The following is a 24,457-nucleotide window of genomic DNA, read 5'->3' as shown; positions in this document are numbered from 1 at the left end:
AGCCTTTATAGGTTGTGTGATTAGTAAGTTGAAAGTACTTCGCTAACCCAACTCTTATAAAAAATCTAGAGGATAAATTTTTTACTTTAATAACTTTAATAATGTATTGGTGGCTTTACTCTTATTTAGCCATTGGCAGCAAAACCGATATATAGCGCTGCGCCCAATTAGCAAGCTCCACCCTGTTGCGTGAGTTAGTTTTTTTAAACGCACTGTATAAATGTGTTTTTACAGTGTGGTCGCTAATGTTAAGTTTATCAGCGATTGTATTGTTACTCGCCCCCTGTGCAATTAAATGAATAACAGACTTTTCTCGTTTTGTTAAATGATCGTAATCGTCCTGCTTTAATTCAATGTCGTCGTGTAAGCTATTAAACGACGATGCCACGGCTAAAATATCGTTAAAAGCTTTTGAAATCACTTTACGCGTAAACCACAGCTCGCCAGTATTAACACGAAGTAACCCTTTAAAAATATCTTCAGGTGGATCAGATTTATAAAAAACACCATTAAAATGGTTAAGCAATAAGTTTTGCTCGCACACATCTTCTTTATCAACATTAAAAATGACAACACTATAGTGTTTAGCTAAACAAATAAGGTCAGTCGGAATAAGGTCTTGCCATTTGCTTTTAGCACCATCTATTAAAAACAAATCATAATTTGTGCGCTGCTCAGCTTTAGGAATAACCTCGTCCATTTTAATATCACCAAACAAAGCTTGTAGTGTTCTTAAAATAGCGGTGTAGTTGTGTGAATGAAAAGATGATTGAAACGTTGTTTTTACAAATACCGAGTTTTTATGGGGCATAAATTTCGTCCTTGAAACATTTACACTACATTACCTAAATCAAATACAACTTACAATGGGATTTTGATATTAAAGTACTGTTATTCTTTCTCATCCTAAAATAGATAAAAATCAATTAAATCAATGCAAAACCTTCATCAATTTTATTTTTAAAATTGCTTTTATAAGATAAATAACAGATCGGATTAGTGGCTTAATAACTTATAAAGCCTTAAATATGCATTAGCCTAAACTAACTTTTAGGATCAATTATTCTATACTCGCTTTTAGTTTATTTAGCGCATCAACCGAAAAACCTCGATCATAAAAATATAAAATTTCGCCGCTGTTATTTATAAGTACCACACGTGAGTTATTTGGGCTTTGATTACCTGTAAACTTTTGTACCGCTTCACCATCTTTATAAATAGTGATTACCCCACCCCATAATTCTTTAGGGATGCCTTTGCGCATACCGCTGTCTATAAATGTACTAAACATGCGTGGTGCCATGCCGGCAATGGTTGGTAGTTCGTATGTAGGGAGCGTTACACCCGCCATATCTAAACCAATTAACCAACGGTCTATATCAAACTGACTATCTTGCTTGTACCCAATAAGCAGTAGTGTTTTATCTGCTTTAAAATCGCTGGGTATAGTCACCATGCTTTGCTCTAAACTTTCGCCGCTAATGCTTGGGAACTGCTTACCTGTTAATTGTTGGTTTGGGTACTGTGTTGTACATGCACTAAGTAATAAAAATGCAAAAGCACTTAATGTTAATTTGATCATAATAAACCTAATATTTATAAATTTCATAACGATACGTTTAGTATGGCAGCTGAGATCTAAAAATGCTGATTAGTTATATAATTTTTAAATTTAGACGCCGTCATGGGCTTACCATACTTCCAACCCTGCCCATAATGCACACCCGCCATTTTTAAAATAGCTTCTTGCTCAGTGGTTTCAATCCCTTCTGCCACACAGGTATAATTAAACTTATGCACAAGTTCCATAATATTTGGGATCATAGAGGCTTTTAAGCCCTCAGTTGCTATATCTTGAACAAACGTACGATCAATTTTAAGTTGATGAAAGCTCAAATTTTGTAAGTTTCTTAAATTCGAATAACCCGTACCAAAGTCATCTAATGATAAGTTAAATCCCGATTCAACTAAGGTTCTAAAATGAGCATGCGCAATGCTTGTATCAAGATATTCGTCTTCAGTTATTTCTAAACAGATAATAAAGCGTGAGTTGGTAAGCTCTGTAATTTGCGGCAGTAACGACACATTACCCAGCTCTACATCACACGGAAATATATTAAGCGACACTTTAAAGCCTTCTGGCAATAACTCTATAGAGGTTAACTCTTTTATTGTGGTAGCAATCATCGCCTCAGTAAAAGTCCAAGTTAAATTATTTTTTCTAATAACCGGAATAAACTCATCTGGAAATAAAGCACCGTACTTATCTTCAAAACGTGCAAGTACCTCGCAACCAATCAGCTTGCCACTTTGCAAACAAATAATGGGCTGGTAAGTCCAATAAAATGATCCCTTTTTGAGCCCTTTACGAATACGTTGATTGGTAGAGCGGCGTGCAGCAATCCTCGCATCAACTATTAACGCACTCGATATGCCCGCTAAACAGGTTAAAATTAACGAAATTATTAATAATAAGTGATTATTAGAAAAAAACAGACTCCAAGGCAAGTGCACTACTACACAATATTGACTACTTGTAGAACTGCAAACTGAGTTAGTTTCGTAAGGAAAGAAAACGCTGTTTTTTACCTGCTGGTACAGCCCCTCTTTACCTGCTAAATGATGCAAAGCATTTGGTGTTTTATAAATAACTTCCCAATCTGGCGCAGTAATTCCGATGTTGGTAAAGGGCGTGCTCTGCATAATTAAATTATAATCCCCTTGTCTGACTATAATTACCTCCATAGGGCGCTCACTAAATAATAATAGATAAAGCTCTGGCTCAAAACGAACCCTCACCTTCTCATCATCTCGAATAAAGTCAGGCTGTTTGTCGTTAATTGGTTTACTTAATAAGCCTGCGCCAGTAGTGCAAACTAGCTGGTTACCTTTAAAAAAGCCTATATCAATTACATATTTTGCGTCAAATAAAGCGCGGCGCATCTCAAGAAGAGTTGTATTATCACACTGTTTAAACGCAAGCTTATTTAATGGGGTAAGAATTCGACGCCTCTCTGCAATTGCACCTTCTACATGACCGAGAATATATTCAGCATCATACTTTGTTTGTGCTGTTAACTGCTGCGCTGCAAAATTGAGCAAGATAAAACAGCCAGTTACAAAAACTAACCCTCCGGTTAAAATGGCTATAATAGATTTTTGTTGGTACTTTTTCATAGCATCTCGAAGTTGTTAATTTATATCACTACTTTATTAGATGATTGCATAAGTCGCATTAAATTCAAACAGATAGATTCAAGAATTATTGAATGAATTTTGAACCAATTGAGTAATTTTAGCACTTAGCGTTAAATGCTGATTACTTTCAAAGTGAAGCCCATCACCGGCTGTTACATTAATAAATGTATTAAAATCAATAAAAGTACATTTATTATTAGCCGCAACGCTTTTAAATGCACTAGAGAGCTCTGTTGCTTTTGTATCTGCACCTTCGTAAATACGCGAATACTGCTCGGTGATTCTTATTTTAGGTGGGCTAGCAATAATAATTTTAGGAGATTTTAAAGTACTACCTTGCTGATAATAAATATGTATTGAGTTAATTAAATCATTTAAGCCACCTGCTATTAAACTAGGTGTTAAATTAAAACGTTTTTTAAGATCGTTTGTACCAAGGGCAATAATAATAAAGGCGAGCTCATGCTTATCCAAATAAGGCTTTAGATAACTAACACCATTAAGCACGCCATCAAACGGTGGATTATGCACTAACGTGCGGTTAGGCTGCCCTGCCTCTATTACGTTAAAGCCACACCCTAAGTTTTTATTTAATAACGATGTCCAACGGGTATTTTCATCAAAGCGTTTTCCCGTTACAGGGTTTAAAGCCCACGTATTAGAATCACCAAAGCAGAGAATATTTTTTGTCATGTTAATTATTAAAATGGATTGAGTGTATAACCCTGCTGTTGCAGCTGGGCATGTGCTGTCATCGCCGAAAGTGACATTTGCACACCTTCAATTAGTTGTTCTGGTGCTACTTTATAATGCGTAGCCGATTGCCCACATACATAAACCACGGTGTTATTGGCCAACAATTGCTTTATTAAACTTTGATTTTTGTTATCTGCTTTAAAACGTTCTTTATATTCACTATTAGCCAATACATCAACGCTAGCACTGCCATGTACCACTAACGCTAATTGAATGTTATCTGGCTTTACACCGTGTGCTACATGCATATTAATAAAACGTGCAAGTGAGTTCATTGAATTGTTCTGCTCACCTTTTTTAGCGCCATCACCAACATCAAAGGCTATTTTGAATACCGTAGAGTCATTTATCGGAACATGCTCCGGGACACTATAAAAGTAACCAAAGTCTTTAATAAGGTTTTCACCCGCTTGCGAAAATGGGCTTATAAGTAAAAGCAATAATAGGTATTTCATAAACAATCCTGTGTTTTAAATAAGTTAACCTATTTATAAAACTAACAGAAGCAAAGAAAAAAGGGCAGCTTATCATGCTGCCGATTGAGTGTTTTTATGATAGTGGTTAATAAACTGCATACCTAAATAGCTAAATGTTCGTTTAAACATTTCTACAAAAATATCAGGCGCTTCAAGCGATGATGCGTTTGATAACAACGAAAAATCTTTATTACGTAAAGCCCGTAACTTCGGCTTCAAGGTTTCGTCATCCATGTAATCTGTGATCCTATCTATAAAAGACTTCATTTGTACCGTAGTGTTATACCAATAAACAGGAGACGCGAACACCCAATGGTCGTACTTTAAAACCACTTCAAATAGCGCGTAAAAGTCATCATTTTTATAGTTTTTGTCATAACAATACGGCGCAATTTTATAATCATCCAGACAAATTACGCGCACATCATTTTGCTCGGCAAAGCTATTAACATGGGCTGTGGTATTGCCGTTTTTTCGTGCGCTTGAATAAATAATAACAGTATTACGCTCAAGTTTTTGTTGCATTTAGTTAGCTCCTTTTTTAATGTGGTAGAAGCTTAAAACCTCAAGTTATATTGAGGTCAACTGAAGGATTAAAATAATGCCACTAGGACAAAAAAAATTAACCGAAGCTAACCTAACCGTTGGCTATGTAGCAAAAAGAAGTGGTGTAAAAGTATCTACTCTTCACTTTTACGAAACTAAGTTTTTAATTAAGAGCTGGCGAAATAATGGTAATCAGCGACGTTATAAACCTGATGTATTACGCCGTGTAGCTGTAATAAAAGCAGCTCAAGCGATGGGAATTACGCTCGATGAGATTAAAAACACCTTAGCTACCCTACCCGACAACCGCACACCAACAAAACAAGACTGGTCAGCACTTTCAAAACATTGGCAAGCGCAACTTGATGAGCGAATTGCGCATATGCAACGCCTGCGCGACAAAGTAGACGGTTGTATAGGATGTGGTTGCTTATCACTTAAAAGTTGCCCAATTTACAATAAAGATGATCATTTAGGCGAAAATAAAAGCGGCGCTGTGCTTTTAAATACATAGTCTTTGCCTGTGTAAAAAGTTCTCCACTTTTGTATAACAAAAATAAATACCCCTCTTAGGCGTTGGGCCAACAGCGCCTTAAATATAAAGGCTAACTACGCCTCATTATTGAGTTATTAAAGAAGGTTTTTTTAGTCCGTTTATTGGTAATACGTTACTTTGCTAACAAAATAGCCTCAGGTACTACAAAAACTCTCTATTCATTAATATAGAGTCATGAAGTTTCTTGTTTAGTTGGATCGCTAGATGATTTAAAAAACAATTAAAAATTTAGGGGAAGGGCTATACTCGAATGGTTTCTTTAATATATGTAAAAAGTATATTCAATGTGGGTAGGAGCATTGCTAACTGGTTAATTTTTAAGTATTCTTGTGCGCCTAAAAAGGAAGTAAATATTCAAGGAACAAACTGTTGGAACCAACTAATCACACCCCTGAAAACAATACAAAACCACCTGTAGTTACTCAAAAATTTTCGCAAGCCCTTAAAACGGTAGATCACAAAGAACTAAAAAGTACTGGTTTTTGGCTAAATCAATTTTTTATGGTTATTTCTACTATATTCGGCGTGTATTTAGCTGCTCAAAGCGGCTTAGAACAAGCGCTTAAATTTGACTCATTTAGTAAAATGGAAGATAACTACTATTTGCGCACCTCTTTATTTGACGAAGTTGCTGATAATGCAAACAGTATGGAAGAGTATGCTAATTTACTTGCAAAAAGCCCATCAATAAAAGAAATTGAGTATTTTAAACCAACACTCGAAAAGTATATTTGGCAAACGATGCAGTACTCTCCAACTACACTCGAAACCCCAAGTGAATTACTAACGCAAATACGTCGATTTTACTCAAGAGCTAAATTTTTAATAGACGCTGTAGCTAATAAAAGGATTTCCGCTAGACAAGCAGCTGAAGAATTAAAAGAGATTACTAATTTAATTAAAACTCAAACACTCCCTGCATTAAAAAATAGCGCTAAACAATTAAAAATGGAATTACAGCAGAATGATATTTCTGTTGGTTCGTTAAAGGAACTTACAAATGCCAACTAAAAGCTGTCCACATTGTAAAGATCATCCACTAGAAGTAACCAATTATCAGGGTGAAGAAATAGATATTTGCCGTGAATGTGGTGGCTTATGGTTCGAAAAAAATGAAGTAAATCGCATGATTTCCGAGATAAATGACGGCCCAGAAGGTGATAAATTTGAAACTCACTTTGGTGAGCCATTAGGCGTTTCTGAGCTTGACTGCCCTGATTGTAAAAAAAGTTTAGAACGTTTTCACTTACTGGAAGCTTTTCATACCGAAATTGATGTTTGTAGACACTGCGATGGCACCTGGATTGATAAAGACGAACTTGAAAGTGTTGAAAAAAGCCCTGAAATAAAGGTGAGTTTAGGCGAGCTAAATCAAAAAGTGAGTTGGAAAACCTACTTGTTTCAATTTTTAACGCAAATGCCTGTTGAATATAATATTAAGCCACAAAAGACTCCTTGGGTAACTCGCGGTCTTATTGTTTTAAATACATTGATTTTTGCACTTTATTTTTTAAACCCGAGCTCATTCAGCTATGTCATTGATAACTTTGCCATGACACCTGCAGATTTAAGCAAAGGTAATGAGCTATGGACTGTATTAACTTGCGTATTTTTACATGGCTCTATAATGCATTTAGTCGGCAATATGTACTTTTTATACATCGTTGGCGATAACCTAGAAGATGTTTTAGGCCATAAACGCTTTTTGTTATGGTATTTAGCCTGTGGACTACTCGCATCGTTTGCAAGCTACATTGTAAGCCCAATGTCTACAATTCCAGGCGTGGGTGCAAGTGGCGCTATAGCCGGTTTATTTGGCATGTATTTAATGTGGTTCAGACACGCAAGCCTTACTTTTATGTTTATAATTTATCAGAAGAAACTTTCTGCGGTATGGTTCTTCGCTATTTGGTTAGGATTTAACATTTTTGGTGCAGTAACAGGCCCCGATGGCATTGATTATGGTGCGCATATTGGTGGCTTTATAGCTGGATTAATTATTGGTTATATTTTAAAAAGTAAAATATTAGAGCAAAACCCTATTATTCGTCTGCTAAATCAAAAAGAAGCGCAACTTAAACGTTAATTAATTTAATAAAGTCATCAATAATAAATTGGTGACTTTATTAAATCTCACTACATAAACTTATAACTTACAGCGAGTATATACGGTAAAAAAATGTCCTGTGTTTTTAATCGGTATATCGTATGTTATTGGCTCTTCAGCAAGCTCGCACTCTAAATTACTTAAGTTATCAGCAAATAAGCCTTGATGCTCTGTAAAAAGAGTATTTAGAACCCATAAAACTGAATCATCAGTATTTTTATTTTTTATATGAATACTTTGCATTAAAGAGCTATTAAAAAACATGTTTGAAGGCTTTGAACTGCGTATTTTTTTATTATTAAAATAGAAGTAACCATTGCTGTCACTTATAGCTTCATCAACATAAGTATCGCCATAAATTAGCTCTCTTGTCACTGTAACGCCTTGTTGAGGCTCACCATTGCTTAATAATCTGCCTTTAATAGACAACGACAACGTAACGTCTTGCTTGTTAAAAAAGCCAAACATATCTGCATATCCTTGCATTGGTATTAATAAAAATAGAATAAGTGTTAACGTCACGCCTGCTGTTCTTGTCTTGATCATAAAAATCCCTCTTGTATTTGTATTTTTAGCCTAACAACAAAAGCCAACTTGTAACATATTTTAAATCGCTATTCTTAGGATTATGCCTATATAGATTTAGCTGATTTACTGGCGATATTAAAAATAACTACAATAATAAAGTCTAAATATTTATACATTGCTATAAGCGAGATAAGCTGCTCTTAAAGTATGCAGATTAAGGTGGGGTCTAACTTATTGCCTTTACATTACACTTTTACGAAACAAAAGGACTTATACATAGTTGAATAAATAGCGTTAATCAACACAGTTATAAACCCGATTCACTACGCCGAATATCTGTAATAAAAGCCGCTCAAGCTATAGGGATTACACTAAACGAAGTTAAAATACACATGTAGCGGCGGAGCGATCCCGTTGATAGCTTTTTTATACTGTGGCTGTTTATCACTTAGAAGCTGTCACCTTTATATAAAGACAAACATTTTGGGGATGAGAAAAATGGAGGCATATTATTAAATAAACGAATTAATATTAACTAGAATGTAATAAAACGTTGAAAATAACTATAAATTAAAAAATAGGTATATATTTTAAATTATAAAAATAAAAACTCTTAATTACCGCATTAATGACATTAAATAGCTACAAAAAATAAAGCCTTTTAGAAAAAAATACTAAAAGGCTAAAGCAATTATTTTTTACCAATTAGCTCTTTAACAATCGCATTCATTTCTAGTGGCATTTGCGCCAGTATTGAATCATTGTCATTCGCTAAAACTAAATCTTTTTCAATATAAGATACAACTTCTAAATCTTTAACATTAATTACGCCACCAAAAGCTGTAACGCGTCTAACGCCTGGAACTGGAATCCCACCAGTACTATCTACGTGTAAAACAATCACATTTTCAAAAGAAAAGTTTTTATCATTAATAACACCTGAACTCTTAAGTGCTTTAGTTAATTTTTCCATTGAATACTGTAAGTCAGTAGCAATTTTTTCTCCATAGTGGTTTATTTTATAATCACCTTTGCTTGCACCGCGGCGAATGCTTTCACCTAAAGTCCAAGAAAGATTGCCCACCACACTATATAACTGCTGAGCTGAAATAACTGAAGTACCATATTGACCAGCAACACCAGCTGTTATAGCTAAGCCAACTCCACTGCTGTTACCAGGCACGCCATGCAATGAAACCGGAAAGATTAAAGCAGGATTGTTAGTAGATAGGTTGATTGGTTGTTCATATTTATCATTAACTTTTAATTCAGTTGACATACAACCAGTCAAAATTAATGTACTTGTAAGTGTAACCGTAGTTAATACTTTTTTTAAAAATGTATTCATTTCCATCCTTTTTAATGTTTATTGTTATTCCCGCGCAGAATTATACAAATTATTTCAAAAAAAACAACATTAAAATAACAATCTAAGACTAATTCAATTGTTGAAAAAAAGACAATAAATAAAATAAAAGAACATATAAACCCTATTCATAATTTAAAAAAATAATAGTAAAAATTAAATTTATGAGTAGGAAGCGACCTTTACAGAGCTAGGTCTTTATATACTTAATTCTAAAGTTATACTATTTGGTGTTAGCTTAATTAAACTAGACAGCCACTCTAATTATATAAACTAAACTGCGCCATAAAAGGTACTCAAGGGATCCCACACGTTAATTGCATAAATAAACGTTTCGCTTTGTATTTCCAATTAAGTGTTTATTTTCGCTCGGGCTCAGGCGTCCACCGTAACCATCGTTTGGTGATTTCGGGTTGTGGCTCGTCGTTATACCAATCTATTTTGTATACCTCAGCGTAGAGCTCATCATAAATTTCTGTTTGTTGTGCAAAGCTCATGTCACGCCAGTAAACCTCTGGGCGATTGTTGTGCTTATCAAACTTAGCGGTAATTGAATCTAGGTGCCTGTAACCCTCATATTCAGGTATATCAGGTAATGGCTTTGTTTTATCCATAAAGCGAACTAAGCGCTCCCAAAACAGTAAACAATAAATTGGGTTTTGTGCTAACTCTGTCACTACAATCGTCATTTTTGTTTGCGGGTATTTATCTATATCTTTATGGGAGAGTCTTGGAAAAAATGCCCGCGAGCCCGACTGCGAGGTGCTTTCGTTTACCAATACACATTTCATATCTCGCCAATCAAAACAGCAATTACCAAATTCATCGCGCTCGTCACAACCAGGAATATTAAAGGTGTAACCGACTTTACCTGTTTGACGATCAAAATATGCTAACTTAGGAGGTGCCATCCGGTCCCAAAGTGGTTGAAGGTTTAAAAATGTAAGTTTAAAGCCGAGTACTAAATACAGTAACCACCATGAGAAGGGCTCGTCTGAAAAGGAGCTACTAATAAAAAAAGTGCAACGACTAAGCTACCACAAAACCCCAAAAACATGGGACCAAAGATAAGCGCTCTCATAAGGTCATTACCGCATGAATGGACTTGAAATTGATGTCGTTGTGCCTTTAGGCCTAACTTATCGATATATAGCCAATCATAAAGAATACATAATCCACCAAATTGCTTTGTAAGACTTTTGCTTGTTTTAGCATTAAAATATTTATTAAAAATTGTTTTTTAGCCAGCGGGCCACCTAAGTACTTATAATTAAGCATATTACTCCTTTAACAAACTCAAACTATGCATAGCTCAAGCTCAAACTTCCTTTAAGTTATAAAGCGGCTTTTATAAACACTTAAGGTATTCCCATAAACAACTGTAGCGCTAAACGCTTTGCTTTGTATTTCCAGGTTAGTTTTTCGATACGCTCAGGCTCACCTTTAAAATGCAGCCAAGGCTTAATTATTTCTTCGTTAGGTGTCGCTCTGAGCCAATTAAAATGAGCAGCCTCTTTATTAAACTTTTGCCAAATTTCGGCTTGTTGAGCAAGTGAAAAGTCGCTCCAAAATTTATTAGGTCTGTCATTTTTTTTATCAAATTCAGCGGTGGGTTCATCAAGGTGGCGGTAGTTTTCATACTCAGGTACATCAGGAAGTGGTTGGCTGTTGTCCATAAAACGCACTACACGCTCCCAATATAAATAACAGTTCATTGGGTTATTTGAGTTATCTGGCACTTGCACAACAATTTTAGTGTCAGGGTATTTATCCTCATCAACATGACTTATATAGGGTACAAACCCCATTACACCTGGGCGTGTTGCAACCATATCTAAATGGCATACAATATCAGCCCACTTAAAACAACAATTACCCTGCTCATCACGCGCTTCGCAACCTGAGATTGGATAAGTAAAGCCTACTAGCTGCTTTTGTCTATCAAAGTATATTTGTTTTTTGGGGATGTAACTGTCTGTTAGTGGCAGTAAATTAAGAAAAAACAAATTCCAAGAAAAAGTAAGTATAGGTATCCACCATTGAAATTTTTCACCCTCTTCGTAAATAGGTAGAGATAAAACACTTATTAAAGTCACAAGACTCAAAACAGCCCCTATAATTATAGGACCAAAAAGTACAGCTCTAGCTGGACTATTTCCACACATTTCTATTTTATATCGTTCTGGGTGCTTTTGTATTGCCTTCTGTTTTTTAGAAGGTAAGTCATACAAGTAACACAAGCCTTTAAACTTAGCCTTAAGACTATTTAATCTCTCAGGGTAAAAAAAACAATTAAACCGCGTTTTTTTAGACATAATATCAACGGCTAGGTAGTCATTATTTTGCATCAGATTCCTTATGCGATTGCTAAATCAGGTGAAGCATTCTTAATTGGCTTTTCAAACGCATCAAAATCTATAGGTAAGGTTAAATTTTCGTTGTATATAAGTGTTGATTTTATTTCAACATCAAACACACTGATACTAGGTGATTCAATTTCAAACTCATAAACTGCAGCATTTAGGCTAAGGCTATTATCATCAAATTCACATAAATATTCTTTAGTACCTTCAATCCACCCTGCTTCTTTGTAAACATCCAATGTTGTTGGATGTCGCCAAGAGTATTTTACATCTAATAGCAACTCTGACTTACCAACAATAAACATTGGTAAATCTACTTTCACCGTATAATAACTGCGATTATCAAAAAAAGTTGGTGTACTTATAGTCACTTTAGGCGAAAATAAAACGCTTTGAATATATTTAAAATATTCATTAGGGTCTGAGAAAACATTATAAATAGCGCCATTTTCTTTGGCGAATACACCTCGCTTATTTTTGGCAAACGGACCAAACTTAGCCCATATTTCTAATTTACTGTCGGTTAACCACACAGCAAGTAAGCTAAATACTATTGAGCCTAATAATAATGCCCATCCCCAAGGTCCAAGACTTGCAAATAAAGCCGTGTGTATTCCTAGTCCAATACTGAAACCCGCCGCGGCAAACATAGCAATACCTGCATCAGTATCACTTACACTGATTAATTGGTATGCATCAGCAGCTTGAATCGCCCCCATGAGGACCCCCATAACACCCGAGAAACTTCTTAGAACATTAACACTAGCGGATGAGCCAAGCATTCGAAATGACATCCTTGATCGAGTCAAAAATCTTTGTCCTACATTTTTTGTATACGCCTCCCACACACTCCCAATTGCAGCTAAAGTGCCACCTAACAATGCTATATTCTTAGAGATTTCGTAGGGTGTGCCTTTTTTAAACTCTTTTTCATAATTTATGTAATAAACATATGTGCTATACCCCGTCAAAAATAATAGGGGTATAGAAACAAACCGCCCCGTAGCTACGCTGATACGTTTTAGCATCTTAGAGTCTAAGCCACGATGGTGAAACTCCTCCCCAAGACTTCGGACAGGGCTATCAAACAGCACCTTTGCAGGAATATCATTTTCAGGCAATGTTAAAACGTAAAGTTGGCTACCAGCCATGAGTGCCGCTAAGTTTTTTTGCTCTAAAACCATTTTTGCCATTTGCGTAACTAAAGCGATGGTTTGCTTAAATAGCTTGCGATTACTTTCATTAATCCCATTTGAAAAAAGGGGCTGCTTTAATGCTTTTGCAACTGTAATTACTTGATTTGTATTAGTGGAAGTGATTTTTCCTTTTTCTTCAATGGCTTTAATAATATTATTAAATGCACTTCGTTGCTTACTCGTTTTTAAGTCATTTAATAAAGGGTGGCTAACAATATCCATATTCAAAGCAAAGCGCCCTTCAGGCACTGCATTCGCTGGGTATATTTTTAAGTTTTTAAACTCTGCTATGTTACGTGATTTGCTAAAGCCGCCAATTAAGTGATGGTACTTAATTCCCTTTTCTGTTAATTCTTTAGTAAAAGTAGCAAAGATTCGTTCTTGCATACCTAACCATTCATTAAGCCCCTTAGAGGCAACATCAAGTACACTTTTACTTGATAAGTAGGCTGGGATGAATGGCAGTGATAATTCGTCTTTAATTTTATCGTGATCAAACTTTTTAGGATTAAACCCTTCTACTGTGTCTGCAATTAATTCCTCATCATAATTAGTGTTTGCTAGGTTTTCTCCAAATGCCTCTGGGTGCACACAAAGTTGCTTACTAAACCAATTATTGCTTGTTTGAGTTATTTCAAATACTAATGTTTTACTCTTTTCAAATTGCTCATCTAATCGATTAATTAACTTGTCTTTTTTTTCTTTATCGCATAGCCCTGGTAAATACGCAGACAGTGTTGTTTTAGGTAAGATTAGTGTTATTAATTGCTCACATATAAATTCAAACGCTAGTCCGTAAGTTAGAACGCCGCCCGTTGTTAAATCCTTGGCTAGGCACTCCCACTCTGCCGGTGGTTGAACATTAATTTGGTCGCTAATCTCACTTAAAGTTAGCTCTAAATCTTGGCAATCTAAATAATATAAATCGTAGAGCTTTTCTCGAGCAACTAAATAACCTTCAACTGCATCAATTACTGACGATGGATTGGTTCCTAGCAAATACTTTTCTAGTTCTTGCTCTGAGACTTCATCCGCTGCTTTTCGTGTGTTACTGCTTTGTGGGTCTTCTTTTACAAAAGGTTTATGCGACGTTTTAGGTGTGCTGAGTGACTGTTTTTGCCACAAACTTTCATTAAAATACAGCTGATGAGCCAGCATTGCCGACTTATAATACCCATTCGATTCAAGTTCTGATTGGTGGTCTTTCAGTATTTGAGAATAGTAGTCAGCTGTTATTTTTTGAGCCTGTGCTATACCTAAAATATCATGAACGAGCACGCTTACTTTACCACCAAGAACGTCCATGTTTTTAATCGAACCCCAATTAGGAGCATCATTAAAGTCTAAAGATTGCATTCGCTCATTACGATACCTATTTGCAATTTGAGTATCATCACACTTACTTAATAATGGTTTTTTGCTAAGGCGTAAGTCGCTTTCATACATCCCTCCTAATGCAGTAATATATTCCCACGACCACTGTACTCGTGAAAAAGCAATTTGAATATTAGGCACTTGGGCTGTACTTGACGAACCAAACAGTTCAATTATTTTACGCGGTAGTAAAATATCTTGATTAAAAACACTACTATGCGGTCTAAGATCTTGGCTATGATGTAGGGATAAATCCACATCACTCAATTGCTTATCAGCTAACGCTGCAATCTCTCTCCATAAAAAACCATTAATATATATGTAATAATAACCATATGCAGCATCATCCTCAGGTGTTGGTCTAAATTTATCCATAGGGATGAATTCGGGTGCGCCCGCTTTAGTTTTATCAAGTGTATAGTCTTTAAATACTAGCGGCGTAACGGTTATAAATGTCGGTTTTTGATCTTCAGCTAAATCTTGCGACTTTAACTTTTTCGCGGCTTTACCAAAAGGTATACAAAGCTCCGGTCCAGAAAAGCTATGTAAAATAAGATTTAAACTACAGTCTTTCGCTTCATCAACAATCCTAGGGGCGTATATATATTGTGTAGTCATTTAAACTCCCTCATCAAAAACTTGGTTATTCTTGAATGCACCTTGAGTGACGGTAAACTTCCCTTGACCAATTAAATTATTATTAGCGTCTGTCTCTACGATAAAAGCAGCCTCAGCTGGGTCTTCACTTTGTGTATCTGAATCTCTCATTTCTACACTCAACCCTCTTGGTGATGCGCCACCTGATTGCGCTAGCGGCATAGGCGGGGTGTTTTTTGAGTTTGAAATCATTAAGTCACCTTGGCGAACAGCGGGTTTCCCTTCAATGAGTACGTTAAATGAGCCCATAATAAATTCGGCTTTTCCATCGTTTGTACCGCTTATTATGCCTTTTTTGTTACCCGGCTTGTCGCCTTTACTCTTTGAAAAGTTACTTTTGATGTTAGCCGCGCCATTTCCGTTAATTTTTACTGACCCGGCAACACTTGCTACATCACTAGCTGCCGCCATATTTGGATAAGGGATTGGGATAACACTTGGGCCAACCGTCGTTAAACATATATCAATAGTGCTTAGCTTGCCGCCGCTACTTTGGTGCACTGCAGTGCGGCCATTAATCAATACATTTTGCCCTGATACTGTGGCTACTTGCGCTGCTTGCGATTGCGTATCTTTAGTTAATAGCTCTTGACTGCCGGCTTCCCACCCTAAATGACTCGACACTAAATCTAAAAATGCTTGGGCATTAGTGATAGGTTTATTAACATCCATATTGGTTTGAGACTCATTCCACGGCAAAATAGGTTCGTTTTTTTCATCATCCCATTGAGGTGGAGGAATTATGTAGTCAGGTATAAAGGTGCTTACCATTTCACCGAGTGTTTTTTCACGGTATTTGGGGCGGCCTATTTCAGCTAAAAATGCCGCATCTCCACTGGCTCGGTCTTCAAAAATAGCGACATTGCTGGCTTTACCTAATGCGCCGTTACTTCGAGCACTATTATTAAGCCCTAATAGTGTTGGGTTGTTGTGTCGCCATGTTAACGATCCACCTGAGCGCACATCGGCGGTTAGCGCGTCGATGTCGTACTGAACACTGCCTGTTTGTTTACCTGCGGCTGCATTAATGTATGTCATGAATTTTCACTCCTTGAAATTTTTATTAATTGCTCGTTAGGTGAATTAAATAATAAAAACACATGCTGTAACCCTTCATTTAGTGGGTTATTTAAATAGCTATTTGCAAGCACTAAGCCAGCAAAGTCGTTTGCAACGCCTTGATGGCCAATAGTATTATTTAAGTTGGCGAGCTCTATTAATTCGTCTTCTGGGCTATACAATGCTTGTGTATTAGCAAACCATTTTTTTTGCCATGCTAACGACTCCTTTCCTGCAAATAGGTAAGTATCATTAACACAAGCCTCAGCTTGGTTGAGCTGTTCGTTTAATTCACCATTATAAAGGTGTGCACTAAGGGTGCCTTGTAAATGGGTAAGTAATACACATCCACCTTCACCATTAATAATGCCTGGCGGGCCGTTTAACACTTGCACCACGTTATTTTTTGCTTGATGGCTTACGTATTGGTAGCTAACGCAAGAGTCGAGTGCAATTATAAGTGTATCGGGCGCTATGCTTTTTAAATCAAGCGTTGTAGTTTGTTCAAAATCAGGGACTTGCTGCGAAATCACCTCAGCTAAAAGCTCACTGAGGGTATCGTCACTTATTACCGGGTTGTTTAACTCATCCTGTGGTAATACAAACACTATTTGACTTATACGGGATGTTTTTCTAAGGGTTGTAATATCAATATTTTCGAGCAGCTGGCTTAATAACAATAAGCACTTGGTTTGCCTATCAAGCTGAGCAAGCTCTTCTATTTCTACCATTATGTAGGGGGCATCTAAGCTTATATCACACCGTATTAATGCTTTACTCGGTTTAGAAAACAACATTTGGTTTGCAACAGCTGTATATAGGCTGCTTGGTGTACACCCTGTAGCATTTATATGGCAAAGTACATCAAACTTCATCAGTTAGCTTCCCTTTTTGCCACGACTAACTGGCTATTTGCGCCTACGTGTATTGCGTCAATATAACCGCGCCATAACAAAGAAAAACTTTGCGCGTCAGAATCAATAACCAACGTATCGCAGCGCAAGTTAATTGTATGTCTGTTTAATGTGTTAACTAGCTGAACAATAGGCTCTTCAAATGGAAGTTCAACTCGTTGGTGCTGCCCATATTCTTGTAACGGGTATAACCCTGAAAGTGAAAACGCCCACCCTTGTGTAAACTCTTTTTTTACTCGCTGATCTAAAGGTGCCATATTGTTAAAATGTTCATCAAGCACTGTTTTAAACGGATAATTGCCTGCCATAAGTGCTTTTTTATCAATGTCGGGCATAAGTTCGATACGCGGTGACCAATGTGATGGTATAGCTGAAAAACTTGCAACTGAGGTAGTATGACTCGGTTTACGAAGTAGTTGATTTGCGTATTCAATGCAAGGTAATTGCTGCCCTTTTGCTTGTTTGTTTTTAAGCTTAAATCCTCTCCCTATCGGATTTTCAAGCAGATAATTAGACTCATCGTTAAGATCTTTTCCACCAAAAGCATTGCTGTAATTAATGGGTGTAGGCTCAATAATATTCGGATCAGTTGCAACAGGCCCAAGTAAAGAGCGCTTCCAAAAGCGTGCGCCAGTTACACGTAAACGTTTTTTAAATAGTGGCTGCGCTTTATCATGAAGGCCAAGCTCTACTTCAATTACTCGCGCTTGTTTGGCTTTAGGCGGGTAAGCTGTAAAGTCGCCATACACTTCAAATCCATGCTTAAAGGCGACTTGTTCGTTTACTTCTCTAAGTGGTGTATATGCGGGGTCGCCATCGTAATCATCGGCTACAACAATATCGGGTCCGGGCTCGTTTGGTGTTACATTGCCTTTTTCGTCAAATTCAAAGTTTTGTTTTACAAGGACAACTTTAGCCAGCGTACGGTCACTCAACCAACCATCAAAAAAACTAGCCTGCCAAGGAGAAAAATTATTCAGCACTTGGACTCTCCGCTATAACACTTTGCCATTGTTTGGCGCTCAGTAATACATGGTACAAACCACAGGCCTTTTGCAGAGGATAATGTGGTGCTACAACACGTTGCACAACTTCACCTGCAAGTATTTTTAATTTTTGTTTTGCATTACTGCACACAAAGCTAATGCCGTTTAATAATTGATCCCCTGGGACAAGTGCAAACGCTTGCCTTGCATGCTCTGCATCGTCAAGGTTTATGCCGCTGTGTACGTTTTTTTCGTTATTTGATTCTACTACAGTTACTTTGTTTGCTTGGGCAAGCGCTCTGTTAGTAATAATTAGCCATGCTGCGTAAGCTGGTTTTTGAGTTACCCCATGCGTCATTAAATTTATAAATAAAGGCAATGCGCGCTTATATACAAAGTGGCTTAGTACATGTTGGCAAAGCCCGGGGTTAGCTTTACAAAAAAGTAGGCAAGGTTCATCCCAGCGCGGATCGTTAGTAAGCCCTGCTAGGGCAAGTAATTTTGCTTTTTTGTCGTCATCATTTGTTTTGGCAAATACTTTAAACAGCATGTCAGATACGTTACTTGTTTTATTACAATAGGCATTCACGAGTGCTGCATAAGCAATATCAAAGTTAGCATGTAGCATGGCACTATTTAGCTCTGTTTCACTCAATTGCTGTGAAAAAAGTAAAGTAATCGCGGTACTATCAAGCTCTTCTTTTTCGTTGAGTACACTATTGCGCAGTGCTTTATTATCATCTAACTGCCAATAATCAAGTAAGTGCTGTAATACACTGTAATAACTTAAATGTTTGTCCGACTTTAAAGCTAAAAAAGTTTCGCCGCTGTTAAGTTCACTTTTTAAATTAAGACTTTGTAGCAATAGCGCGTAGATACTGTGGTGCTCTGGGCTTTCTAACGCAAAGGCAATAAATTCATTAAGGACTAATTGGCTCACTTGCGTTAAATTCTTGCCTGCAAAGTAATCTGTGGGTGCTTCAGTTTTTAAATCGCTGAGTGTGTATAAATGATTTAGTAATTGGCTTTCGATTACATTGAGTCGAGCAAGCGGGTAAACACCTTGCGCTTGCAGCTTTTGTTTGTGTTTTAATAAAGTAGTTAAGCGCTGCTGATGCTGCTTAACCTTAGCGACTTGAGCAAACATAGTATTAATTAAGCCTAATTGGCCAGCCAGCCAAGGTAAGATCTTGCTCGCTATTGGCTGTTATATCTCGCCCTTCGAGCACTATGGTGCCATCAGCAAATACTTCTATAGTCCCTTTAGCGGTTTGGAGGCTAATACTTTGCTGCGCTTCAATAGTTATGTGGCCTTGGCTATTTTTAATGAGTGCAGCGGGCGCTTGCTCTTCACTTGCAAGTAGCCCTGTTACTATAAAGCCTTGTGCGGTATGGGTAAGCAGTACTGTGTCGCCCACTTGACATGGTGTTATATGCGCCGCTTGTGCTACAACACTCTGTTCGTCGTTATTTACTGTAACACCTTTAACTCGGCCAAATTCATCGACTTTACTTACAGGTGCAAGTTGCTGATCGTGATTAAATATACTTTTAACTTTAGCGTTCATTAAATTACTCCTTTAACTTAGTTATTACTAATTGCACTGCCTTTAATTGCTATATTAGTGGCACTTAACGTTATATTAGTGGCTTCAATTGTAAGGTTACCCGCAGCATCAATTTCTATACTTGCGCCACCTTGACTTAACTGAATTGAACCCTGTCCATTTGCTTTTATAGTAATATTTTTACCACTGTTTAATTCTAAATCACCTTGAGGTGCTTGTAGCTCAAGGTTGCCGTCTACCGAGTAAACGCTAATATCTTGTCGTGCTTGCATTTTAAGCTCATCAGTTGCTGTGAGCTCTAAGTTACCGTCAGTCGCTTGAATACGACTATTTGAGGCTGAGTTTAGAGTTAAATCCGCAGCCGAGGTAACTGTAATATCTCCCTCGCGGGTTTGAATTTGCAGATTGTTTTCTACTCGGGTTGTAAAATTATTAGCGACTGTAAAATTTGCGTCGTTCTCGGCAACAAACTGTAGGTTTTCTTTCGCTGAAATTTTAACATCACCATCAACAGACTTTAACATTGCCTGGTGCGCACCATTTGTTGCATCAAGTATTAATTGGTTTTTATTGTTTTTATTGGCAAGGCTTATCTTCTCTTCGCCTTTTTTGTCATCCATTACAAAGCTGTGCCCAGCTTTAGTTACTAATTTGTTTTCAGTTGGGTTTTCGCTTGTAACAGGGTTTGGTGCATTTTCATTATAAAGCGCGCCTAAAATTATAGGCCTGTCTAAATCACCATTTTCACCACAAACGAGCACTTCTGTACCTTGAGTTAGTGGAAAATGCATACCGTGTCCGCTGCCGCCGTAAGGTTGCATTAAACGTGTAGGACGGCTTTCTTGGCCTTCTCCATCTTGATTAAACGGTAGTTTTACTACGTAGTTACCTTTGTCGTCAATTTCTTGCTCAATTAATGCATTAAACGTTGCAAACACACGTCTCGCTGGGCGTAATGGAGCTTTATAAGGCTGGTTAACACTAATTAAATAAGCTTGGTTTTTATACGTTAAGCCCTTTACATTAGAGCCGTATTCAACCGAAGCACTTTGGCTACCTTTGTGCTCTACACGCGTCACTAAATACTGACCATCATGCTCTGGGTGGTCATAAATATTTAAACGCATACCAGGGCGAAGCGCCCTGCAGTCTGTGTCTATTATTATTTGCTCACGTTGGCAATCAAACGCTTGCTGTCTGATAGTTGCTAAGTCTTGCCCTTCGTTTGATTGCCCGTAATTATCACCGTAATGACTATCTTCACCAAAACCAATAACTGACGCACTGTTATTTTTTGAAACTTGCAAATTACCCGGAGCTTGGTAGTTGTAATCATCTAAGTGTGTACTTTGCGGAAATAATTGGGCCTGCCTGCTTATAGCAAAAATTGACTCACTCGTTCTTACTTGCCCAGATGGTGGTACATAGCTTAGGTTTATTTCATCAAACTCTTGCGCTATACCATTAGAATCATTGCAAATATACAATGTACATTCACCACCCGTTTGCTCTACAAAGCTGTACACAAAACCGTGCTTACGCATTAAGCGTGTTACAAATTCGTAATCAGTTTCGTTGTATTGCACGGTCATATCGAGCATGGTTGAGCTTGCTTGTACATTTAACTTTTGCGCAGGGAAACCTGCTTTTTCAAACACACTCAAAATGATTTTACCTGCATCCATAGCAGTAAATACACGGTTAGAATGCTGATGCTTAAGTAATGTTAAATGAGAACTCATGATCAAAGTATAGTGATACCCCTGATGACTTTGACCATGCGCTATAAAACCACTAATTAACCCTGAAATAGTACGATCTAACATTGACCACACTAGTGATAACGATACATCTTTGCCTATTAGCATTTCAGATGTTAAATGTTCAGGGCTCAATACTTGGATTTTAAATTCATAGTCTTCACATAAACGATCGTCCCTAGACTCAAAGTCAGTTACATAGACCATCCCGTCAGGCATGCCCTGTATAGCAACACTAAAGTGACTTTTATTGGCCTTGAGCTCGTTAAATATGTCCATGAATCCCATTTTTACATCCTTTTATTTAAGCGTTATCTGCAAATGTCGCCGTAATTTCGTCTTGTTCGTCAACGGCCAGCGTTAAAATATCAGGCATGTCTTCTTCTGCCATAAACTCTAAAATTGATTTAGCGATACCAGGAAGTATTTGCTGCTCTATAACCGCGTTCACCATACGTGCACCACTATCTGAAAGCGTACATTGAGTAGTCAGTTTTTCTAAAACACTAGCATCTACTCGTAGCTGCATTTTGTGGTTTTCGTGCAAACGTGTGGCAATGGCTTCAAGTTTCAAGCTGACGATAGACTGTAGAGCTTCAGAATCAAGCGCTAAGTAAGGTATAACTTGCATACGGGCAAGTAAAGCAGGCGCAAAAAAAGCAAGTAATTGCGGCTTAATTAAATCAGTAAGTGCACCGATTGATGGTACTTTCCAAGGCGTTCCGTCTTCATTAATAGGTGCTTGCGTTGGATTTAGCGCTTCGTTAATAGCTGCTTCTTGCTCGCTTTGCTGTACCTGTTCTTCCTCGTCATCTTGAGGACTTAGGTCTATAACTGTCGGCGGTGTACATGCATCGATTAACTCTGCTGAGCCTAAATTAGATGTCATGATAATTACAGTATTTTTAAAGTCTATTTCACGTCCTTCACCGTCACGCATCGTGCCACGCTCAAACACTTGGTAAAACATGTTCATTACATCTTTGTGCGCTTTTTCAACTTCATCAAGTAAAATTACTGAATATGGACGCTGTCTTACCGCTTCGGTTAGTACGCCACCTTCACCATAGCCAACGTACCCTGGTGGTGAACCTTTAAGTTGCGATACGGTGTGCGACTCTTGATATTCGCTCATATTAATAGTGGTTAAAAATTTATCACCACCAAATAATTGTTTAGCTAAGCAGCGAGCGGTTTCTGTTTTACCTACACCCGATGGACCAGCTAGTAAAAATACGCCTAGCGGGCCTTCATCGTTGCTTACGCCGGCTTTACTCACTCTTAGTGTTTGCGCTATTTTAGCTAATCCAGCCTGCTGCCCTATAACTTCTTGGCTAATTGTGGCTTCAAGATTAATTAAATTACTAATCTGATCTTTTACCATTGCCCCTACAGGCACACCGGTCCACTGTGAAATAATTTGTGCAACAGCATCTGCATCTACTTCACTAAATAAGCCGTTGTCTTGTGTATTTTGCTCTTTTAGTGATTGTCGAAGTGTCAGCAATGATTCGCTATCAAGCTCTTGATCAGTTGCCTGCTTTATCTCGTTAATTTGACTCAAAGTCGAAATTTGAGATTCACGCGAGTGAGTAAGTTGCGCCAATTTATTTTGTGCAATAACCAGCTCTTCAACTAAATGGGTAAGCTTATCTTTATCAACAACTAAACCTTGCCCTAGCTCTACATTGAGGCTATTGATTCTGGTTTCTAAATAATTAATGTGCTCGCGCTCAGACTCAATGGCAGCGGGGTCTGTAGCAAACGACATACGTACTCTTGCCGCTGCAGTGTCTAATACATCAATAGCTTTGTCTGGTAATTGGCGGCCTGTTATATAGCGCGACGATAAAACGACAGCAGCTTCTATAGCGTCATCCGTAATTTGAATATTATGATGCTCTTGATATTTATCTTTTAAGCCTGCAAGCATTAATTGAGCCGCTTGCTCTGTTGGCTCATCCACTTTAATAAGCTGAAAACGGCGCTCTAGAGCGGCATCACGTTCAAAATACTTTTTATACTCGCTCCATGTTGTTGCCGCAACGGTTCTTAATTCTCCGCGTGCTAATGCTGGCTTTAATAAATTTGCCGCATCACTCATGCCCGCATCGCCACCGGCACCAATTAAAGTGTGCGCTTCATCGATAAACATAATTATTGGCGTTGTTGAATTTTTAACTTCATCTATTACTGTTTTTAAGCGGCGCTCAAACTCACCTTTAACGCCGGCACCTGCTTGCAATAACCCCATATCAAGCACCAATAAGCGTACGCCTTGCAGGTCACTTGGTACTTGGCCATCAATTATACGCTGGGCAAAACCTTCAACGACTGCTGTTTTACCTACACCTGGGTCACCCACTAAAATAGGGTTATTTTTTCTTCGTCGGCATAACACATCGACCATCATACGAATTTCGTCATTACGACCGAGAACCGGGTCGATTTTACCCTGTTTTGCTTTTTCAGTTAAATCTTCACAGTACTCATCAAGCGCAGCTGTACCGTGCGATGAATCTGTTTGATTTGCAGACTTTGATTTAGCTACTGGGTTTAAACGCTCTGAAGATTGCTGACAAATTTTATCTAAATTTTCAGCTAAAAAGCGTGAATCTATTTTATCTAGTAAAGCAGGTAGTTGAAGTACAGGGCTGTAAGGTAATAACTCTGTTAATGAATCAATAAGCGCAGCACCTGTTATAAAATCACTTTTATGCTGAACATTAGCACTTAACCATGCACGCTCTAGCCATTCGTATAAACGACGAGAAAATGTAGGCTTACTTTGATTACCGGCAGGCTGTCTATTTAAAAAGTCTAATAGCTCATGCCATACTTTGTCTTGGTTAATATTAAAGAAATGAAAAATGTGCTCAAGGTCACCATTACTTCCTTCTTCCATTAACTTAATAAGTAAATGCTCAGGAAGCACTTCAAAATGACTACGACTACTCGCAAACCCAGCTGCTGATTCAAGTGCTGTTGCGGTGTGGCCATTTAATTTATCTATGAGTTGTTTTATGCCTTTAGCATCCATTTTTTTA

At 37.6% G+C, this 24,457-nt stretch carries 21 protein-coding genes; 3 read left to right on the top strand and 18 right to left on the bottom strand.

Going from position 1 to position 24,457, the window contains the following annotated elements; translation table 11 throughout:
* Positions 1 to 121: 121 nt before the first annotated feature.
* The 6 genes from QL995_RS15365 to QL995_RS15340 form a co-directional block, all read right to left on the bottom strand.
* Positions 122 to 811, bottom strand: coding sequence for a response regulator transcription factor (locus QL995_RS15365; protein WP_007584415.1), 690 nt, complete (start codon positions 809 to 811; stop codon positions 122 to 124).
* Between the two features lie 249 nt (positions 812 to 1,060).
* Positions 1,061 to 1,582: a hypothetical protein gene (locus tag QL995_RS15360; RefSeq protein WP_169044721.1), complete on the bottom strand. Its 522-nt coding sequence runs from the start codon at positions 1,580 to 1,582 to the stop codon at positions 1,061 to 1,063.
* Positions 1,583 to 1,638: 56 nt separating this feature from the next.
* Positions 1,639 to 3,177 carry an EAL domain-containing protein gene (locus QL995_RS15355; RefSeq protein ID WP_290294521.1) on the bottom strand — a complete coding sequence of 513 codons (1,539 nt, stop codon included), beginning with the start codon at positions 3,175 to 3,177 and terminating at the stop codon, positions 1,639 to 1,641.
* Positions 3,178 to 3,255: 78 nt separating this feature from the next.
* On the bottom strand, positions 3,256 to 3,891 hold the full coding sequence (locus QL995_RS15350; RefSeq protein WP_169060714.1) for an SGNH/GDSL hydrolase family protein: 636 nt from the start codon (positions 3,889 to 3,891) through the stop codon (positions 3,256 to 3,258).
* 8 nt (positions 3,892 to 3,899) lie between these two features.
* Positions 3,900 to 4,409, bottom strand: coding sequence for a DsrE family protein (locus tag QL995_RS15345; RefSeq protein WP_197112997.1), 510 nt, complete (start codon positions 4,407 to 4,409; stop codon positions 3,900 to 3,902).
* Between the two features lie 72 nt (positions 4,410 to 4,481).
* Positions 4,482 to 4,955 (bottom strand): flavodoxin family protein, encoded by a 474-nt coding sequence (locus QL995_RS15340; protein WP_169044725.1) that lies wholly within the window; start codon positions 4,953 to 4,955, stop codon positions 4,482 to 4,484.
* Between the two features lie 76 nt (positions 4,956 to 5,031).
* Between QL995_RS15340 and soxR the strand changes: the two genes are divergently transcribed.
* The 3 genes from soxR (at position 5,032) to QL995_RS15325 (ending at position 7,618) form a co-directional block, all read left to right on the top strand.
* Entirely contained in the window at positions 5,032 to 5,490 is a 459-nt protein-coding gene (gene soxR / locus QL995_RS15335; protein WP_024607319.1) for a redox-sensitive transcriptional activator SoxR, read from the top strand.
* 411 nt (positions 5,491 to 5,901) lie between these two features.
* Entirely contained in the window at positions 5,902 to 6,543 is a 642-nt protein-coding gene (locus QL995_RS15330; protein ID WP_007584429.1) for a hypothetical protein, read from the top strand.
* Positions 6,533 to 7,618, top strand: coding sequence for a rhomboid family intramembrane serine protease (locus tag QL995_RS15325; protein WP_007584430.1), 1,086 nt, complete (start codon positions 6,533 to 6,535; stop codon positions 7,616 to 7,618). Before QL995_RS15330 ends, QL995_RS15325 begins: the two co-directional genes overlap by 11 nt.
* A 60-nt stretch (positions 7,619 to 7,678) precedes the next feature.
* Here the strand turns inward: QL995_RS15325 and QL995_RS15320 are convergent, their stop codons facing one another.
* The 12 genes from QL995_RS15320 to tssH all read right to left on the bottom strand — a co-directional run bounded on the left by QL995_RS15320 (position 7,679) and on the right by tssH (position 24,450).
* Positions 7,679 to 8,185, bottom strand: a complete 507-nt coding sequence (locus QL995_RS15320) for a DUF6795 domain-containing protein (protein WP_290294520.1) — start codon at positions 8,183 to 8,185, stop codon at positions 7,679 to 7,681.
* A gap of 673 nt (positions 8,186 to 8,858) precedes the next feature.
* Positions 8,859 to 9,515, bottom strand: a complete 657-nt coding sequence (locus QL995_RS15310; RefSeq protein WP_290294519.1) for a hypothetical protein — start codon at positions 9,513 to 9,515, stop codon at positions 8,859 to 8,861.
* A gap of 377 nt (positions 9,516 to 9,892) precedes the next feature.
* Positions 9,893 to 10,444, bottom strand: coding sequence for a hypothetical protein (locus QL995_RS15305; RefSeq protein WP_290294518.1), 552 nt, complete (start codon positions 10,442 to 10,444; stop codon positions 9,893 to 9,895).
* Positions 10,445 to 10,891: 447 nt separating this feature from the next.
* The gene (locus QL995_RS15300; protein WP_290294517.1) at positions 10,892 to 11,881 is read right to left on the bottom strand and encodes a hypothetical protein; all 990 of its coding nucleotides are present in this window, start codon (positions 11,879 to 11,881) and stop codon (positions 10,892 to 10,894) included.
* Positions 11,882 to 11,889: 8 nt separating this feature from the next.
* On the bottom strand, positions 11,890 to 15,084 hold the full coding sequence (locus tag QL995_RS15295) for a hypothetical protein (protein ID WP_290294516.1): 3,195 nt from the start codon (positions 15,082 to 15,084) through the stop codon (positions 11,890 to 11,892).
* A complete protein-coding gene (locus QL995_RS15290) occupies positions 15,085 to 16,161 on the bottom strand; it encodes a DUF4150 domain-containing protein (RefSeq protein ID WP_290294515.1) in 1,077 nt (358 codons plus the stop codon).
* Positions 16,158 to 17,057: a hypothetical protein gene (locus QL995_RS15285; RefSeq protein WP_290294514.1), complete on the bottom strand. Its 900-nt coding sequence runs from the start codon at positions 17,055 to 17,057 to the stop codon at positions 16,158 to 16,160. Before QL995_RS15285 ends, QL995_RS15290 begins: the two co-directional genes overlap by 4 nt.
* A complete protein-coding gene (locus QL995_RS15280) occupies positions 17,057 to 18,079 on the bottom strand; it encodes a DUF2169 domain-containing protein (RefSeq protein ID WP_165721754.1) in 1,023 nt (340 codons plus the stop codon). Before QL995_RS15280 ends, QL995_RS15285 begins: the two co-directional genes overlap by 1 nt.
* Positions 18,069 to 19,229 (bottom strand): hypothetical protein, encoded by a 1,161-nt coding sequence (locus QL995_RS15275; protein ID WP_290294513.1) that lies wholly within the window; start codon positions 19,227 to 19,229, stop codon positions 18,069 to 18,071. The genes QL995_RS15280 and QL995_RS15275 overlap by 11 nt, the downstream gene beginning before the upstream one ends.
* A gap of 4 nt (positions 19,230 to 19,233) precedes the next feature.
* Complete coding sequence (locus QL995_RS15270; RefSeq protein ID WP_282115232.1) at positions 19,234 to 19,650, bottom strand: hypothetical protein; 417 nt, start codon at positions 19,648 to 19,650, stop codon at positions 19,234 to 19,236.
* A gap of 17 nt (positions 19,651 to 19,667) precedes the next feature.
* Positions 19,668 to 21,689, bottom strand: a complete 2,022-nt coding sequence (tssI, locus tag QL995_RS15265) for a type VI secretion system tip protein TssI/VgrG (protein WP_356947996.1) — start codon at positions 21,687 to 21,689, stop codon at positions 19,668 to 19,670.
* A gap of 25 nt (positions 21,690 to 21,714) precedes the next feature.
* Entirely contained in the window at positions 21,715 to 24,450 is a 2,736-nt protein-coding gene (gene tssH / locus QL995_RS15260) for a type VI secretion system ATPase TssH (RefSeq protein WP_101163515.1), read from the bottom strand.
* Positions 24,451 to 24,457: the final 7 nt, after the last annotated feature.

It is taken from the genome of Pseudoalteromonas sp. APC 3358, from assembly GCF_030408075.1.
GTDB lineage: Bacteria > Pseudomonadota > Gammaproteobacteria > Enterobacterales > Alteromonadaceae > Pseudoalteromonas > Pseudoalteromonas arctica.
Note: the sequence above shows the minus strand (reverse complement) of the source record. Positions and strands in the feature narration are given on the sequence as shown.

Coding starts and splice junctions, on each gene's coding strand:
- QL995_RS15365 (WP_007584415.1), bottom strand. CDS start 811: ATGCCCCATAAAAACTCGGTATTTGTAAAAACAACGTTTCAATCATCT.
- QL995_RS15360 (WP_169044721.1), bottom strand. CDS start 1,582: ATGATCAAATTAACATTAAGTGCTTTTGCATTTTTATTACTTAGTGCA.
- QL995_RS15355 (WP_290294521.1), bottom strand. CDS start 3,177: ATGAAAAAGTACCAACAAAAATCTATTATAGCCATTTTAACCGGAGGG.
- QL995_RS15350 (WP_169060714.1), bottom strand. CDS start 3,891: ATGACAAAAAATATTCTCTGCTTTGGTGATTCTAATACGTGGGCTTTA.
- QL995_RS15345 (WP_197112997.1), bottom strand. CDS start 4,409: ATGAAATACCTATTATTGCTTTTACTTATAAGCCCATTTTCGCAAGCG.
- QL995_RS15340 (WP_169044725.1), bottom strand. CDS start 4,955: ATGCAACAAAAACTTGAGCGTAATACTGTTATTATTTATTCAAGCGCA.
- soxR (WP_024607319.1), top strand. CDS start 5,032: ATGCCACTAGGACAAAAAAAATTAACCGAAGCTAACCTAACCGTTGGC.
- QL995_RS15325 (WP_007584430.1), top strand. CDS start 6,533: ATGCCAACTAAAAGCTGTCCACATTGTAAAGATCATCCACTAGAAGTA.
- QL995_RS15320 (WP_290294520.1), bottom strand. CDS start 8,185: ATGATCAAGACAAGAACAGCAGGCGTGACGTTAACACTTATTCTATTT.
- QL995_RS15310 (WP_290294519.1), bottom strand. CDS start 9,515: ATGAATACATTTTTAAAAAAAGTATTAACTACGGTTACACTTACAAGT.
- QL995_RS15305 (WP_290294518.1), bottom strand. CDS start 10,444: ATGGCACCTCCTAAGTTAGCATATTTTGATCGTCAAACAGGTAAAGTC.
- QL995_RS15300 (WP_290294517.1), bottom strand. CDS start 11,881: ATGCAAAATAATGACTACCTAGCCGTTGATATTATGTCTAAAAAAACG.
- QL995_RS15295 (WP_290294516.1), bottom strand. CDS start 15,084: ATGACTACACAATATATATACGCCCCTAGGATTGTTGATGAAGCGAAA.
- QL995_RS15290 (WP_290294515.1), bottom strand. CDS start 16,161: ATGACATACATTAATGCAGCCGCAGGTAAACAAACAGGCAGTGTTCAG.
- QL995_RS15285 (WP_290294514.1), bottom strand. CDS start 17,057: ATGAAGTTTGATGTACTTTGCCATATAAATGCTACAGGGTGTACACCA.
- QL995_RS15275 (WP_290294513.1), bottom strand. CDS start 19,229: ATGTTTGCTCAAGTCGCTAAGGTTAAGCAGCATCAGCAGCGCTTAACT.
- QL995_RS15270 (WP_282115232.1), bottom strand. CDS start 19,650: ATGAACGCTAAAGTTAAAAGTATATTTAATCACGATCAGCAACTTGCA.
- tssI (WP_356947996.1), bottom strand. CDS start 21,689: ATGGACATATTTAACGAGCTCAAGGCCAATAAAAGTCACTTTAGTGTT.
- tssH (WP_101163515.1), bottom strand. CDS start 24,450: ATGGATGCTAAAGGCATAAAACAACTCATAGATAAATTAAATGGCCAC.